Below are 16,072 nucleotides of genomic sequence, written 5' to 3' on the forward strand. Positions count from 1 at the left end.
TCCGGGGCTCAGTCGTCCTTGCCCTTGCTGCGCACGGCGCGCTGCAGCTCACGGTCCGAGTCGCGTTCGCGTTCGGTGTGGCGCTTGTCGTATTCCTTCTTGCCTTTGCCCAGAGCGATTTCGCACTTGATCAAGTGCTGCTTCCAGTAAAGGGAGAGGGCCACGCAGGCATAGCCTTTCTGCTGAACAGACGTGATGAGCTTTTCGAGCTCGCGCTGGTTCAGCAGCAGTTTGCGGGTGCGTGTCGGGTCAGCGATGACGTGCGTGCTGGCTGTCTTGAGCGGCGTGATATGGCAGCCCATCAGCCATGCCTCGCCATCCTTGAGCAGCACGTAACTGTCGACCAGCTGTACCTTGTTGGCACGCAGGCTTTTTACTTCCCAGCCAGCCAGGACCAGACCGGCCTCGAACTTGTGTTCGATGAAGTAATCGTGTCGCGCCTTCTTGTTCTGCGCGATGGTCCCTGTAGGGTGTTTCTTGAGCTTAGCCATAGGGGGCGCATTATAGGGAGTTGCTTCAATGTCGGCTACGGGAAAGCGTGTGCTTGAGCACAATGGTTGAATCCCGGACAATGCGCGCTCTTTTTTGGTTGGGCGTTTCAGTCATGTCGACAGACAAAGTCTCGGTCCACGGTAGCTGGGCAAGCCGCTGGGTATTCATTCTGGCTGCTACCGGCTCTGCCGTCGGGTTGGGCAGTATCTGGAAATTCCCCTACATGGTCGGTGCCTACGGCGGCGGCGCATTCGTGCTGGTGTTTCTGGCATGCATCGCGCTGATCGGCGTCCCCGTCATGATGGCGGAGACGCTGATCGGTCGTCGCGCACGATTGAGCCCGGCCAATGCCCTGAAGACGCTGGCTGTCGAGGCCGGTCATTCGGCGCGCTGGTCCTGGGGCGCGTTCGCCGGAATGATCACGGCGCTGCTTATCCTCTCCTTCTATAGTGTGGTCGGCGGCTGGTCGCTGGACTACATCATCGACATGGGGCGCGGTGACTTTCAGGGCGTAACGGCTGATCAGGTCGGCGCTTACTTCGGTGGCGTGATTGCCGATCCCTGGCGCCTGATTCTCTGGCATACGGTTTTCATGCTGCTGTCGGCGGTCGTGATCGGTAAGGGCGTCGAGGCCGGTCTTGAGCGCAGTCTGCGCATCATGATGCCGATGCTGTTCCTGCTGATGCTGATTCTGTTGGGCTACAGCCTGACTACCGGGCACTTCATGGAAGGCGTGCATTTCATGTTCGACTTCAACCCGGACAAGGTCCTCGACGGCCTGTTGCCCGCGATGGGGCATGCGTTCTTCTCGCTGAGCGTGGGTGTCGGTTCGATCATGGTCTACGGTGCGTACATGACCAAGGGCGCGTCGATCAGCACCACGGTGGTTGGCATTGCGCTGCTCGATACCTTCGTTTCGTTGCTGGCGGGCCTTGCGCTATTCCCGATTGTTTTTGCCGCAGGTCTGAACCCGAGTGAGGGGCCTGGCCTGATGTTCGTAACATTGCCATTCGCGTTCGGTAACGTAGCGTTCGGTCAGTTGATGGGCGTAGTGTTCTTTGTATTGGTGGCAGTGGCCGCCTGGAGTTCGGCGATTTCCCTGCTTGAGCCGATGGTTGCGTATCTGGTGGAACGCACCGGTGTTCGTCGTGCCTGGGTCACGTTCTGGCTGGCCTTCAGCTGCTGGTTTGTTGGCCTTGGTACCGTGTTCTCGTTCAATATCTGGCAAAAGGCCAAGTTTTTCGTGAACGATGGGGGCGCTTTTCATCTCTACCAGTGGGGCGCATCCAATGGCCTGGACTTCTTCGGAGTCATCGATTTCCTCACCTCGCGGATCATGTTGCCGCTGGGTGGATTGTGTTTTGTAGTATTCGCCGGTTGGGTGATGGGCCGTGAAGCGGTGCGCGATGAGTTGTCGATTCGCAGCCCGCTGCTGTTCAGCCTGACGTTCTTTTTGATGCGCTACGTGGCGCCGCTCGGCATTCTTGTGGTGTTTGCCGCTCAGCTCTGGAAATGACGCTCACATGACTACGCATATTCAACGTTCTGCCCTTTTGCCGTATCCGGCTCGTTTCCTGTACGACCTGGTCAATGATGTCGCGCGTTACCCGGAGTTTCTGCCGTGGTGCTCGTCGGCAACCGTTCTTGAATCCAGTGACGAGCAGATGCGCGCCAGTCTGGAAATCGCAAAAGGCGGGTTAAGCCAGCAATTCGTGACGCGAAACACGCTGATACCAGGCGAGTCGATTGTGATGGATCTGGTCGAAGGCCCTTTCGAGCAATTGCACGGCGTCTGGACGTTCAAGCAGTTGGGTGAAAAGGCCTGCAAGATCAGCCTGGATCTTTCCTTCGACTACGCAGGTCCGATCGTGCGTGCAACCCTGGGGCCGCTGTTCAATCAGGCTGCCAATACCCTGGTGGACGCATTCTGCCAGCGCGCCAAGCAGTTGCATGTCTGACACGCTGATAACGGTCGAGGTGGTCTATGCCGCCGTCGATCGTCAGGCATTGCTGAGTGTGGAAGTGCCTGCTGGCTCATCTGTGCGACAGGCGCTGGCTGCTTCCGGTATTGATCGGCAGTTTCCAGAACTGGACCTGGCGGGCTGTCCAGTCGGCATTTTCGGCAAGGTGGTCAGCGACCCTTCCGTGCGTTGTGTCGAGGCGGGGGAGCGAATCGAGATATATCGCCCGTTGCTGGCCGATCCCATGGAAGCGCGCCGTCGGCGTGCGGCCAAGGCCCGTCAGAACAGGGTGCCGCCCACTGCCAGCTGAATGTTTACTGAACGTAACGCACAAAAAAGCCCGGCATGCCGGGCTTTTCTTCGAGCGTCTGGCTTCAGCGAGGGTTGACGTCCAGTGGCTCCTGGGTCGGAACAGGTACAGTCTCGACGCTGTCGACGTCTTTCTGGATCTTGTCCAGCAACGAGCCCGGTTTGGCCGGCTCTTCAGGCGGCTGCTGAGGCTGATTCTCGACCGGCACGGTGGTGGTATCGCCGTCCTTGCCGAGGATCGCTTCATCGCGGCTCACGCCTGGCATGAAGTCCCCTGAGAGGCTGACCAACTGATCGCTTTCATTGAAAATCAGACTGACGCGCTCCTGCTGGCGCTCACCGCCACCTGGCTGAAGGCTGTACAGGTAATCCCACCGATCGGCGTGGAAGGTGTCGGTCAGCAACGGGTTGCCCATGATAAACCGTACTTGCCGCCGGGTCATTCCGGGGCGCAACTGGTTTATCATGTCCTGCGTGACGACATTACCCTGCTGGATGTCGATTTTGTAAACCCCGGGGAATGAACAACCGGCGAGTGCGAGCAGTCCCACGAAGGTGAAACTGGTTAGCAAGAGCTTGGTGTTTTGCATCGGTGGGCGACTTCCACTATCTTGGCTGGGACAACGTAAACCCCGATCATACCTGCATTAAGAGAAGCTGCGAAGCAGCGTCTGCGAGAAAGCTGACCATGGTTGAAAATAGCGAACTACGTAAAGCAGGACTCAAGGTGACCCTACCGCGGGTCAAAATACTCCAAATGCTCGATTCTGCCGAGCAGCGCCACATGAGTGCCGAGGATGTTTACAAGGCATTGATGGAGGCGAGCGAGGATGTCGGTCTGGCCACGGTCTACCGTGTTCTGACTCAGTTTGAAGCCGCTGGACTGGTGGTTCGCCACAATTTCGATGGTGGTCATGCTGTGTTCGAACTGGCTGATGGCGGCCACCACGACCATATGGTCAACGTGGAGTCAGGCGAGGTGATCGAATTCTTCGACGAAGAGATCGAGAAGCTTCAGAAAGCCATCGTCGAACGACACGGCTTTGATCTGGTGGACCACAATCTGGTGCTCTACGTGCGCAACAAAAAGGCGTAAGCACACCTGCAAAGGCGACCTCAGTGTCGCCTTTGTGCTTTCTATGGTCCATGAATCCGGATCGGCGCTCTGTCGATCAGTTTTTAGCGGTAATGACCATCTTTTTGGCGTGTGCCAATGATTCCTTGGTCAGGTCGATGCCGCCCAGCATGCGCGCCACTTCCTCTATGCGCTCGGCCTTGGTCAGTTTCGACACGGCAGTGCGTGTCGCATCGTTATCTCTGACCTTGTGCACGAACAGGTGCTGGTGACCCTGTGCCGCGACCTGCGGCAGGTGAGTCACGGTCATGACCTGTCCACGCTCGCCCAGGCGTCTCAACAGTTGACCAACAATCTCGGCCGTCGGGCCACCGATCCCCACATCGACTTCATCGAATACCAACGTCGGTATACGAGAAGTCTGGGCGGTGATGACCTGGATCGCCAGACTGATTCGTGACAGCTCGCCACCCGACGCCACCTTCGCCAGCGCCTTGAGCGGCTGACCGGGGTTGGCGCTGACCAGCAGTTCGACGTGTTCCAGGCCATGAGGATGAGGCTCGCTGCCGGGAATGGCCTTCAATTCGATCTGGAAGCGACCGCCGGGCATGCCCAGTCGATGAATCTCCTGCTCGACGGCACTGGCCAGTCGGGTCGACGAGGTGTGACGCAGGTCGCTCAGTTCGCGAGCCTTTTCCTGATAGTGGCGGGCAAACGCCTGCACCTCATGCTCCAGGCGCTCGATGGATTCATCGTTGGCATTCAGCGTTTCGATTTCATCCAGCAACTTCTGCTGCAGGGTCGCCACTTCGTTGGGCTGGATGCGGTGTTTGCGTGCGAGTGTATAAATAGCATCGAGCCGTTCTTCAAGCTGCTGAAGTCTGGCTGGGTCAGCGTCGAAATGGTCGAGAAAGCGATTGAGCTCTCCGACGGCTTCTTCTACCTGGATCTGGGCGCTGGACAGCAGATCAGTGGCTTCGCTGAGCGCAGTAGGTGAGTTGTTCACACTGCCCAGGCGATGCAGGCTGGCCGTCAGGGCATTGAGCACGTTGCCGGAATCGCTCTCGCTGCATTGCTCCACGACTTGTCGGCAAATGCTCAGCAGGCTTTCGGCATTGGTCAGGTTCTTGTGTTCCTGCTCCAGTTGCTCCAGCTCGTTCTCGCCCAGGCTGAGGCTCTCCAGCTCTTCCAGCTGATAGCTGAGCAACTGGTGACGTGCCCGTTGCTCGTCACCCGAATTGGAAAGACGTTCCAGCTCTTGCCGGGTCTGACGCCAGCGCTGTGCCGCCAGTTGAACCTGCCGCGCCAGATCGGTCGCGCCTGCGTATTCGTCGAGCAGGCGGCGATGGGTATCGGTCTTGAGCAGAGATTGGTGCTCATGCTGGCTGTGAATGTCGATCAGCAGTTCGCCAAGCGCTTTCAGGTCGCCTTGAGGGCAGGGCGAGCCGTTTATGTACGAGCGCGAGCGGCCTTCTGCCGTGATGACCCGGCGCAGGATGCAGGGACCGTCATTGTCCAGGTCGCGCTCCTTGAGCCAGACCTGTGCTTCGGGAATGTCTTCCAGATCGAACGTGGCGAGGATGTCGGCCTTGTCGGCACCCGGACGAACCACGCCGCTGTCGGCCCGGTCGCCCAGCGTCAGGCCCAGCGCGTCGAGCATGATGGATTTGCCAGCGCCGGTTTCGCCAGTGATTACGCTCATGCCTCGATCAAGCTCGAGATCGAGGTGTTCGACGATGGCGTAGTTATGTACGGAAAGGTGCACCAGCATGAGCGGCTCCCGAGCTATTTGTCTGGTTATTTATACAGTGTTTTATTTGCCGCTGACAATGCCTTGGCTTAGCTCGATTTGATTGGTCTTTCTTGTTTTTTAGTCCGCACAGCGATGGGCGTCCATTTTCTGTGCCTGTTTATTCCCCATTTTTTTGTGAGGAAATGCACATATCCAGTGCTGTCTGCCCTTGAAGCCGAAAATTCCGATCCCATATAGGGGGCAGAAGCGCGAGTTGGGTTCGCGGACGTTTTTAAAGGAGAACACTTATGGCTGACGAACAGAATCTGGATGCGCAGAGCCAGGACCAGGCTGCCGAAGCAGGCGCGGGCGACGAACTGACGACCCGTGTGCAAGTGCTCGAAGAGCAACTGGCTGCCGCGCAGGACCAATCCCTGCGAGTGGCTGCGGATCTGCAGAATGTCCGCCGCCGCGCTGAACAGGATGTTGAAAAGGCTCACAAGTTTGCGTTGGAAAAATTTGCCGGTGATCTGCTGCCGATCATCGACAGTCTGGAGCGAGGTATCGAGCTGTCCAGTCCGGACGACGAGAGCATTCGCCCGATGCGTGAAGGTATCGAGCTGACCTTGAAGATGTTTCAGGACACCCTCAAGCGTTATCAGTTGGAAGCCGTCGACCCGCATGGTCAGCCATTCAGTGCCGAACAGCACCAGGCAATGGCCATGCAGGAAAGTGCAGATGTAGAGCCCAACACGGTGCTCAAAGTGTTTCAGAAGGGTTACCAGCTCAATGGTCGTCTGCTGCGCCCGGCCATGGTCGTGGTCAGCAAGGCACCGTCGCCTGTTACGCCGTCAATTGACGAGCAGGCTTGAAATCAGCTGCAAGGCCCCCATTTACAGGTCAAGCGTTTAAGAGCTACCGCAATTTGTAAACGCAGTTGCGGCAACCAAATCAAAGTTTCGGGAGAGTCAAGATGGGCAGAATTATCGGTATCGACCTGGGGACTACAAACTCCTGTGTCTCCATTCTGGAAAACGGCAAGGCCAAGGTTATCGAGAACGCTGAAGGCGCTCGCACCACGCCGTCGATCATTGCCTACGCCAACGATGGTGAAATCCTGGTCGGTCAGTCCGCAAAGCGTCAGGCTGTAACCAATCCGCACAACACGCTGTACGCAGTAAAGCGTCTGATCGGCCGTCGTTTTGACGAAGAAGTCGTTCAGAAAGACATCCAGATGGTCCCTTACAAGATCGTCAAGGCTGACAACAGCGACGCCTGGGTTGAAGTGAATGGCCAGAAAATGGCGCCTCCTCAGATTTCCGCTGAAATCCTGAAGAAGATGAAGAAGACCGCTGAAGACTACCTCGGTGAAGCTGTTACCGAAGCGGTCATCACTGTTCCTGCCTACTTCAACGACAGCCAGCGTCAGGCGACCAAGGACGCCGGCCGCATCGCGGGTCTGGACGTCAAGCGCATCATCAACGAGCCTACCGCTGCCGCTCTGGCCTACGGTATGGACAAGGCGAAGGGCGACCACACTGTCATCGTTTATGACCTGGGTGGCGGTACTTTCGACGTATCGGTTATCGAAATCGCTGAAGTCGACGGTGAGCACCAGTTCGAAGTGTTGGCCACCAACGGCGACACCTTCCTGGGTGGTGAGGACTTCGACATTCGTCTGATCGACTACCTCGTCGACGAATTCAAGAAAGAAAGCGGCATGAACCTGAAGGGCGACCCTCTGGCGATGCAGCGTCTGAAAGAAGCTGCTGAAAAGGCCAAGATCGAGCTGTCCTCCAGCATGCAGACCGACGTCAACCTGCCGTACATCACTGCCGATGCGACCGGTCCAAAGCACTTGAACGTGAAAATCTCTCGTTCGAAGCTGGAATCGCTGGTTGAAGACCTGGTTCAGCGCACCATCGAACCTTGCCGCATTGCATTGAAGGATGCTGGCATCGACATCGGCAGCATCAACGACGTGATTCTGGTCGGTGGTCAGACCCGTATGCCGCTGGTGCAGAAGCTGGTGACCGAGTTCTTCGGCAAAGAAGCGCGTAAAGACGTCAACCCGGACGAAGCGGTTGCCATGGGTGCTGCCATCCAGGGCGCGGTATTGGCCGGTGATGTCAAAGACGTTCTGCTGCTCGACGTCAGCCCGCTGACCCTGGGTATCGAAACCATGGGCGGCGTGATGACTGCGCTGATCGAGAAAAACACCACGATTCCTACCAAGAAATCCCAGGTGTTCTCGACTGCCGATGACAATCAGAGCGCTGTGACCATTCACGTGCTGCAGGGTGAGCGTAAACAAGCCGGTCAGAACAAGTCCCTGGGCAAGTTCGACCTGGCCGAGATTCCACCGGCTCCACGTGGCGTGCCACAGATCGAAGTGACCTTCGACATCGACGCCAACGGCATTCTGCACGTAGGCGCGAAAGACAAGGCCACCGGCAAGCAGCAGTCCATCGTGATCAAGGCCAACTCCGGTCTGTCCGAGGAAGAAATTCAGCAGATGGTTCGTGACGCTGAAGTCAACGCTGAAGAAGATCGCAAGTTCGAAGAGCTGGCCTCTGCCCGTAACCAGGGTGATGCGCTGGTCCACTCGACTCGCAAGATGATCTCCGATGCAGGCGACAAAGTGACTGCCGAAGAGAAGACCGCAGTCGAAGCTGCAGTGGTCGCTCTGGAAGCCGCTGTCAAAGGCGACGACAAGGCTGCCATCGAAGCCAAGGTTGAGGAGCTGTCCAAGGTTTCCGCGCCAATCGCTCAGAAGATGTACGCCGAGCAGGCCGAGAACCCGGAAGCAGCGGCCAAGCCTGCTGACGAACCGTCCAAGGCTGACGACGCTGTCGACGCCGAGTTCGAAGAAGTGAAAGACCACAAGTAAGCGCAGGCTCACTTGCAAGCCGGTTGACCTCTTTCGAGTGGTGGCTGGTAGGATGTCGCCGCGCGGGAGCTTGCTCCCGCGTTGGCGTGTCTGGAACAGGCAAAATTTCGGCAGGCGGATTTCGGTCCGAATGCCATGTGGCAAGATCGCGATGCTCCTGCGTGGCGACTCATTCTGCCGCTTTCTCGGTCGGATGTTTCTGGCCGTTGAACGAAGACCAGGATCGTTGAATTGACGTGAGTTGGGTCCGGGCCTGTATGGGGCTCAACGAGTTTGGCGAGGCTCAGGAGGGTCTTGCCGAACGTCCTCAAGAGTGCGGAAGAATTATGGCAAAGCGTGATTATTACGAAGTGTTGGGAGTGGAGCGAGGCTCCAGCGAGGCGGAGCTGAAAAAGGCTTACCGTCGTCTGGCGATGAAGCATCACCCTGACCGCAACCCTGATGACAAAGCGTCGGAAGAGATGTTCAAGGAGGCCAACGAGGCCTACGAAGTCCTGTCCGATGCCAGTAAGCGTGCAGCCTACGATCAGTACGGTCATGCCGGTGTCGACCCGAGCATGGGCGGCGGCGGAGGCTTTGGTGGTGGCGCTGGCGGTGCGAACTTCTCCGATATCTTCGGTGATGTATTCAGTGACTTCTTCGGTGGTGGCAGAGCTGGCGGCGGTGGACGCGGTGGTGCCCAGCGTGGCAGCGACCTGCGCTACACGCTCGAACTGAATCTCGAAGAGGCAGTTCGCGGCACAACGGTCAGTATCCGCGTCCCGACGCTGGTCAACTGCAAGCCGTGTGATGGTAGTGGCGCGAAGAAGGGCTCTTCGCCGGTCACGTGTCCGACCTGTGGCGGTATCGGTCAGGTGCGTATGCAGCAGGGGTTCTTCTCTGTGCAGCAGACCTGCCCGCGTTGCCATGGTCACGGCAAGATCATTTCCGATCCGTGCGATTCGTGCCATGGCGAAGGCCGTGTCGAAGAGTACAAGACGCTCTCCGTCAAAGTGCCGCCAGGTGTCGATACCGGCGACCGCATTCGTCTGTCCGGCGAAGGCGAGGCGGGCGTTCAGGGTGGTCCGACCGGCGATCTGTATGTTGTGATCAACGTGCGTGAACACGACATCTTCCAGCGTGACGGCAAGCACCTTTTCTGCGAAGTACCCATCAGCTTTACCGATGCAGCGCTGGGTGGCGAGCTTGAAGTGCCGACCCTCGACGGTCGCGTCAAGCTGAAGATCCCCGAGGGTACCCAGACCGGCAAGCAGTTCCGTCTGCGCGGCAAGGGTGTTGCTCCGGTACGCGGTGGCGGTGCGGGCGACCTGATGTGTCGCGTGGCGGTCGAAACCCCGGTCAACCTCAGCAAGCGTCAGCGCGAGCTGCTGGAAGAGTTCCGCACGTCGCTTGAGAATGATGAGTCCCACTCTCCCAAGGCCAGTGGCTGGTTTGAGGGTGTGAAGCGCTTCTTCGGTGATTTGTAAGGTTATCTAAGGAAATCGGCATGCGACGTATTGCTGTAGTGGGCGCCGCCGGGCGCATGGGTAAAACCTTGATCGAAGCGATTCAGCAGGCGCCCGGCGCCGGGTTGACCGCTGCGATCGATCGTCCTGACAGCACGCTGGTTGGCGCGGACGCTGGCGAACTGGCTGCGCTGGGTCGTATCGGTGTTCCTTTGTCAGGTGATCTGGCCAAGGTCGCAGACGAGTTCGATGTGTTGATCGATTTCACGCATCCGTCGGTAACGCTCAAGAATCTGGCGTTCTGCCGCAAGGCGGGCAAGGCCATGATCATTGGCACGACCGGGTTCAGCGTTGAGGAAAAGCAGCGTCTGGTTGAGGCGGGCAAGGAAATCCCGATCGTGTTCGCCGCCAATTTCAGTATCGGCGTCAACCTGTGTCTGAAGTTGCTCGATACGGCGGCCCGGGTTCTGGGTGATGACGTCGATATCGAAATCACCGAAGCGCATCACCGTCACAAGGTCGACGCGCCGTCAGGCACTGCGTTGCGCATGGGTGAGGTGGTTGCCAGTGCGTTGGGGCGTGACCTGCAGAAGGTTGCGGTCTATGGTCGTGAAGGCCAGACCGGCGCGCGTGATCGTCAGAGCATCGGCTTTGCGACAATTCGCGCCGGTGATGTGGTCGGTGATCACACGGTGCTGTTTGCTGCCGATGGTGAGCGTGTCGAGATCACCCACAAGGCGTCCAGTCGCATGACGTTTGCCAAGGGTGCCGTGAGGGCCGCGATGTGGCTCGATGGCAAGGCGCCGGGGCTGTATGACATGCAGGATGTGCTGGATCTGCATTGATCCTTGCATCTGCAGTTAACAGGCCGGATTTCGTACACGCTGCGGGATTCGGCCTTTTACTGACTGATTCGCTTCAACCCGCTGTCGCATTTCCCCGCATTTCAGGCACATTGGTGGTAGACCAAAATGGGCCTTTTCTGTAAGCTACAGCTTTAGTGTGTCCACTAAAAGCGCGCAGATGATTCTATAAGAAAGCGGGGTGACGTATCTACGTCATTCCGCTTTTTTGCAACCTGCGAACGCCCTTTCAGGCTTTATTTACGGGAGGTCTTCTTGACTAAGCCAGCCATACTCGCCCTTGCTGATGGCAGCATTTTTCGCGGCGAAGCCATTGGAGCCGACGGTCAGACCGTTGGTGAGGTGGTGTTCAACACCGCAATGACAGGCTATCAGGAAATCCTTACCGATCCTTCCTATGCCCAGCAGATCGTTACCCTGACTTACCCCCATATCGGCAACACCGGCACCACGCCTGAGGACGCCGAGTCTGATCGCGTCTGGTCCGCAGGCCTGGTCATCCGTGACCTGCCTCTGGTCGCCAGCAACTGGCGTAACAAGATGTCGCTGGACGACTACCTGAAAGCCAACAACGTTGTCGCCATCGCCGGTATCGACACCCGTCGCCTGACCCGCATCCTGCGTGAGAAAGGCGCACAGAACGGCTGCATCATGGCCGGTGACAACATCTCTGAAGAAGCCGCTATTGCAGCCGCGCGCGGCTTCCCAGGCCTCAAGGGCATGGATCTGGCCAAGGAAGTCAGCACCAAGGACACCTACGAATGGCGCTCCAGCGTCTGGGACCTGAAGACCGACAGCCATGCTGAAATCGCTGCGTCCGAGCTGCCTTACCACGTGGTTGCCTACGATTACGGTGTGAAGCTGAACATCCTGCGCATGCTGGTCGAGCGCGGCTGCCGCGTGACCGTGGTTCCGGCGCAGACGCCTGCCAAGGACGTTCTGGCCTACAACCCGGACGGCGTGTTCCTGTCCAACGGTCCTGGCGATCCAGAGCCTTGCGATTACGCGATCACTGCGATCAAGGAAGTGCTGGAAACCGAAACCCCGGTTTTCGGCATCTGCCTGGGTCACCAGCTGCTCGCGCTGGCCTCCGGCGCCAAGACCGTAAAAATGGGTCACGGCCACCACGGTGCCAACCACCCGGTTCAGGATCTGGACACTGGTGTCGTCATGATCACCAGCCAGAACCACGGTTTCGCGGTAGACGAAGCCACGCTGCCAGCCAACGTGCGCGCCATCCACAAGTCGCTGTTCGACGGCACCCTTCAGGGTATCGAGCGTACCGACAAGAGCGCCTTCAGCTTCCAGGGTCACCCTGAAGCCAGCCCTGGCCCGAGCGACGTCGCACCGCTGTTTGACCGCTTTATCGAAGCCATGGCCAAGCGACGCTGACCGGTTGCCTTGAGACTGTAGTAAGCAGGTGACCTGGCTGGACCCGGACAACACATCCGGTCGCTGCCACCCAGGCCACCTCCATGAAATGTTCAAGACGGCTTGCCGACTGACCTGCGGATTTGAGTGACAACCCATGCCAAAACGTACAGATATTAAAAGCATCCTGATTCTCGGCGCCGGCCCCATCGTGATCGGCCAGGCCTGTGAATTCGACTACTCCGGCGCCCAGGCCTGCAAGGCTCTGCGCGAAGAGGGTTACCGCGTCATCCTGGTGAACTCCAACCCGGCCACCATCATGACCGACCCGGCCATGGCCGACGCTACCTACATCGAGCCGATCAAGTGGCAGACCGTTGCCAAGATCATCGAGAAAGAGCGTCCGGACGCACTGCTGCCAACCATGGGTGGCCAGACTGCGCTGAACTGTGCGCTGGACCTGGAGCGCGAAGGCGTTCTGGAGAAATTTGGCGTCGAAATGATCGGTGCCAACGCTGACACCATCGACAAGGCTGAAGACCGTTCGCGTTTCGACAAGGCGATGAAATCCATCGGTCTTGACTGCCCGCGCTCCGGCATCGCCCACTCGATGGAAGAAGCCAATGCTGTTCTTGAGCGCCTCGGCTTCCCTTGCATCATCCGTCCGTCCTTCACCATGGGCGGCACCGGTGGCGGTATCGCTTACAACCGTGAAGAGTTCGAAGAAATCTGTGCACGTGGTCTGGACCTGTCGCCAACCAAGGAACTGCTGATCGACGAATCGCTGATCGGCTGGAAAGAGTACGAAATGGAAGTTGTCCGCGACAAAAAGGACAACTGCATCATCGTCTGTTCCATCGAAAACTTCGACCCGATGGGCGTGCACACCGGTGACTCGATCACTGTGGCGCCAGCACAGACCCTGACCGACAAGGAATACCAGATCCTGCGTAACGCCTCCCTGGCGGTACTGCGCGAGATCGGCGTTGAAACCGGTGGCTCCAACGTCCAGTTCGGTATCTGCCCGGATACTGGCCGCATGGTCGTGATCGAGATGAACCCGCGTGTTTCGCGTTCCTCGGCACTGGCTTCCAAGGCGACCGGTTTCCCGATTGCCAGGATCGCGGCAAAGCTGGCTGTTGGCTACACGCTGGACGAGCTGTCCAACGACATCACTGGCGGCAAGACCCCGGCGTCGTTCGAGCCATCCATCGACTACGTCGTCACCAAGCTGCCGCGCTTTGCGTTCGAGAAGTTCGCCAAGGCCGATGCTCGCCTGACCACCCAGATGAAATCGGTGGGTGAAGTCATGGCCATCGGTCGCACCTTCCAGGAATCCCTGCAGAAAGCTCTGCGTGGTCTGGAAGTGGGCGTCTGCGGCCTTGATCCGAAGCTCGATCTGAGCCATCCGGAAAGCATGAGCACCCTCAAGCGCGAACTGACCGTTCCGGGTGCCGAGCGTATCTGGTACGTCGCTGACGCCTTCCGCGCCGGCATGAGCGTCGAAGATATCTTCGCCATGAACATGATCGACCCCTGGTTCCTGGTCCAGATCGAAGATCTGATCAAGGACGAAGAAAAGGTCAAGACACTGGGTCTGTCGGCCATCGACCGCGACCTGATGTTCCGCCTCAAGCGCAAGGGCTTCTCCGATGCCCGTCTGGCCAAGCTGCTGGGCGTGACCGAGAAGAACCTGCGTACGCATCGCCACAAGCTGGAAGTGTTCCCGGTCTACAAGCGCGTTGACACTTGCGCAGCCGAGTTCGCGACCGACACCGCGTACCTGTACTCGACGTACGAAGAAGAGTGCGAAGCCAACCCTTCGACGCGCGACAAGATCATGATTCTGGGCGGCGGTCCAAACCGTATCGGCCAGGGCATCGAGTTCGACTACTGCTGCGTGCATGCCGCTCTGGCGCTGCGTGACGACGGGTACGAGACCATCATGGTCAACTGCAACCCGGAAACGGTCTCCACCGATTACGACACGTCCGATCGTCTGTACTTCGAGCCGGTCACGCTGGAAGACGTACTGGAAATCGTGCGCGTCGAGAAGCCGAAGGGTGTGATCGTCCAGTACGGTGGCCAGACGCCGCTGAAACTGGCTCGTGCGCTGGAAGCCGCAGGCGTGCCGATCATCGGCACCAGCCCTGACGCCATCGACCGTGCAGAAGACCGTGAGCGCTTCCAGCAGATGGTCGAGCGTCTGAATCTGCGTCAGCCGCCAAACGCAACTGTGCGCAGCGAAGACGAAGCAATTCGTGCTGCCGCCAAGATTGGTTATCCGCTGGTCGTGCGTCCATCCTATGTACTGGGTGGTCGTGCGATGGAAATCGTTTACCAGGAAGACGAACTCAAGCGTTACCTGCGTGAAGCGGTTCAGGTCTCCAACGACAGCCCGGTGCTGCTGGACCACTTCCTGAATTGCGCCATCGAAATGGACGTCGATGCTGTCTGCGACGGCACCGACGTGGTCATCGGCGCGATCATGCAGCACATCGAACAGGCGGGCGTTCATTCCGGTGACTCCGCGTGCTCGCTGCCGCCGTACTCGCTGCCGGCTCACATCCAGGACGAGATGCGCGAACAGGTCAAGAAGATGGCGCTGGAACTGGGCGTTGTCGGCCTGATGAACGTGCAGTTGGCCTTGCAGGGCGAAGACATCTACGTCATCGAGGTCAACCCGCGTGCATCGCGTACCGTGCCGTTCGTGTCCAAGTGCATCGGTGTTTCCCTGGCCATGATCGCCGCGCGCGTGATGGCAGGCAAAACCCTGAAAGAGCTGAACTTCACCAAGGAAATCATTCCGAATTTCTACAGTGTGAAAGAAGCGGTGTTCCCGTTCGCCAAGTTCCCGGGTGTTGACCCGATCCTCGGCCCGGAGATGAAGTCGACCGGCGAAGTGATGGGCGTGGGCGACACCTTCGGTGAAGCGTTCGCCAAGGCTCAGATGGGCGCCAGCGAAGTGCTGCCGACCGGTGGCACCGCATTCATCAGCGTTCGTGACGATGACAAGCCTTTGGTGGCGGGTGTTGCGCGTGACCTGATCAGTCTGGGCTTCCAGATCGTTGCGACGGCGGGTACCGCCAAGCTGATCGAAGCAGCGGGCTTGAAGGTTCGCCGCGTCAACAAGGTTACCGAAGGTCGTCCGCACGTGGTCGACATGATCAAGAATGACGAAGTCACCCTGATCATCAACACCACCGAAGGCCGTCAGTCGATCGCGGATTCCTACTCCATTCGTCGCAACGCCTTGCAGCACAAGATTTACTGCACCACTACTATTGCAGCAGGCGAAGCCATCTGCGAAGCGCTCAAGTTCGGTCCAGAGAAGACTGTGCGTCGCTTGCAGGATCTCCATGCAGGATTGAAGGCATGATCAAATACCCAATGACTGTTCAGGGCGCTCGCGCCCTGGAAGAAGAATTGACGCATCTGACCAAGGTGGTCCGTCCCAAGCTGAGCCAGGACATCGGCACGGCGCGGGAGCTGGGCGACCTGAAGGAAAACGCTGAATACCATGCTGCCCGTGAACAGCAGGGCATGGTCGAAGCGCGTATCCGTGACATCGAAGGCCGTATGCAGAATGCCGTGGTGATCGATGTCACCACCATTCCTCACACCGGCAAGGTGATTTTCGGCACGACCGTGGAAATCGCCAACGTTGAAACGGACGAAAGCGTCACGTATCAGATCGTCGGTGAGGATGAAGCGGATATCAAGAAGGGCAAGATTTCGGTGGGTTCGCCCATCGCCCGTGCCTTGATCGCCAAGGAAGAAGGCGACGTCGTTGTCGTGAAAACGCCCAGCGGCGTGATCGAGTACGAAATCGTCGAGGTTCGTCACATCTGAGGCTCGGTGCCCGCTTATGGCGGGCGCAACCTGTCAGCCTTCATGGTTCTGGCCTTGAAGGATCTGGCGGTAGCCTGTTCGA

Annotated in this window: 14 protein-coding genes; 11 read left to right on the plus strand and 3 right to left on the minus strand. The window is 58.4% G+C overall.

Annotation, left to right across the window (positions count from 1 at the left end; all coding sequences use genetic code 11):
- Positions 1–8 precede the first annotated feature (8 nt).
- Positions 9–491 carry an SsrA-binding protein SmpB gene (gene smpB, locus AC0IXS_RS18835; RefSeq protein WP_025996617.1) on the minus strand — a complete coding sequence of 161 codons (483 nt, stop codon included), beginning with the start codon at positions 489–491 and terminating at the stop codon, positions 9–11.
- A gap of 113 nt (positions 492–604) precedes the next feature.
- On the opposite strand from smpB, the gene AC0IXS_RS18840 reads away from it, so the two are divergent.
- Genes AC0IXS_RS18840 through AC0IXS_RS18850 form a run of 3 tightly spaced genes read left to right on the plus strand, consistent with a single transcriptional unit; the run spans position 605 to position 2,763 of the window.
- Positions 605–2,008: a sodium-dependent transporter gene (locus AC0IXS_RS18840; RefSeq protein ID WP_057408774.1), complete on the plus strand. Its 1,404-nt coding sequence runs from the start codon at positions 605–607 to the stop codon at positions 2,006–2,008.
- Between the two features lie 7 nt (positions 2,009–2,015).
- The gene (locus tag AC0IXS_RS18845; RefSeq protein ID WP_004880014.1) at positions 2,016–2,450 is read left to right on the plus strand and encodes a type II toxin-antitoxin system RatA family toxin; all 435 of its coding nucleotides are present in this window, start codon (positions 2,016–2,018) and stop codon (positions 2,448–2,450) included.
- Positions 2,443–2,763: an RnfH family protein gene (locus AC0IXS_RS18850; protein WP_191957541.1), complete on the plus strand. Its 321-nt coding sequence runs from the start codon at positions 2,443–2,445 to the stop codon at positions 2,761–2,763. The genes AC0IXS_RS18845 and AC0IXS_RS18850 overlap by 8 nt, the downstream gene beginning before the upstream one ends.
- Positions 2,764–2,827: 64 nt before the next feature.
- Here the strand turns inward: AC0IXS_RS18850 and AC0IXS_RS18855 are convergent, their stop codons facing one another.
- On the minus strand, positions 2,828–3,352 hold the full coding sequence (locus tag AC0IXS_RS18855) for an outer membrane protein assembly factor BamE (protein WP_004880010.1): 525 nt from the start codon (positions 3,350–3,352) through the stop codon (positions 2,828–2,830).
- Positions 3,353–3,450: 98 nt separating this feature from the next.
- On the opposite strand from AC0IXS_RS18855, the gene fur reads away from it, so the two are divergent.
- Positions 3,451–3,858: a ferric iron uptake transcriptional regulator gene (fur, locus tag AC0IXS_RS18860; RefSeq protein ID WP_002555142.1), complete on the plus strand. Its 408-nt coding sequence runs from the start codon at positions 3,451–3,453 to the stop codon at positions 3,856–3,858.
- 76 nt (positions 3,859–3,934) lie between these two features.
- Here fur and recN read toward each other — a convergent pair whose 3' ends face one another.
- On the minus strand, positions 3,935–5,608 hold the full coding sequence (gene recN, locus AC0IXS_RS18865) for a DNA repair protein RecN (RefSeq protein ID WP_320471023.1): 1,674 nt from the start codon (positions 5,606–5,608) through the stop codon (positions 3,935–3,937).
- A 269-nt stretch (positions 5,609–5,877) separates the two neighbouring features.
- Between recN and grpE the strand changes: the two genes are divergently transcribed.
- The 7 genes from grpE to greA all read left to right on the plus strand — a co-directional run bounded on the left by grpE (position 5,878) and on the right by greA (position 15,990).
- Entirely contained in the window at positions 5,878–6,441 is a 564-nt protein-coding gene (gene grpE / locus AC0IXS_RS18870) for a nucleotide exchange factor GrpE (RefSeq protein WP_004880006.1), read from the plus strand.
- Positions 6,442–6,506: 65 nt separating this feature from the next.
- Entirely contained in the window at positions 6,507–8,459 is a 1,953-nt protein-coding gene (dnaK, locus tag AC0IXS_RS18875; RefSeq protein WP_257118501.1) for a molecular chaperone DnaK, read from the plus strand.
- A 326-nt stretch (positions 8,460–8,785) separates the two neighbouring features.
- Entirely contained in the window at positions 8,786–9,925 is a 1,140-nt protein-coding gene (dnaJ, locus tag AC0IXS_RS18880; protein WP_004880000.1) for a molecular chaperone DnaJ, read from the plus strand.
- A gap of 20 nt (positions 9,926–9,945) precedes the next feature.
- Positions 9,946–10,749 carry a 4-hydroxy-tetrahydrodipicolinate reductase gene (dapB, locus tag AC0IXS_RS18885; protein ID WP_122425049.1) on the plus strand — a complete coding sequence of 268 codons (804 nt, stop codon included), beginning with the start codon at positions 9,946–9,948 and terminating at the stop codon, positions 10,747–10,749.
- A 273-nt stretch (positions 10,750–11,022) separates the two neighbouring features.
- A complete protein-coding gene (gene carA, locus AC0IXS_RS18890) occupies positions 11,023–12,159 on the plus strand; it encodes a glutamine-hydrolyzing carbamoyl-phosphate synthase small subunit (RefSeq protein WP_004879995.1) in 1,137 nt (378 codons plus the stop codon).
- Between the two features lie 136 nt (positions 12,160–12,295).
- Entirely contained in the window at positions 12,296–15,517 is a 3,222-nt protein-coding gene (carB, locus tag AC0IXS_RS18895; protein WP_025996621.1) for a carbamoyl-phosphate synthase large subunit, read from the plus strand.
- Positions 15,514–15,990, plus strand: coding sequence for a transcription elongation factor GreA (greA, locus tag AC0IXS_RS18900; RefSeq protein ID WP_004879992.1), 477 nt, complete (start codon positions 15,514–15,516; stop codon positions 15,988–15,990). The genes carB and greA overlap by 4 nt, the downstream gene beginning before the upstream one ends.
- Positions 15,991–16,072: the final 82 nt, after the last annotated feature.

Source organism: Pseudomonas sp. AC016, assembly GCF_979253365.1.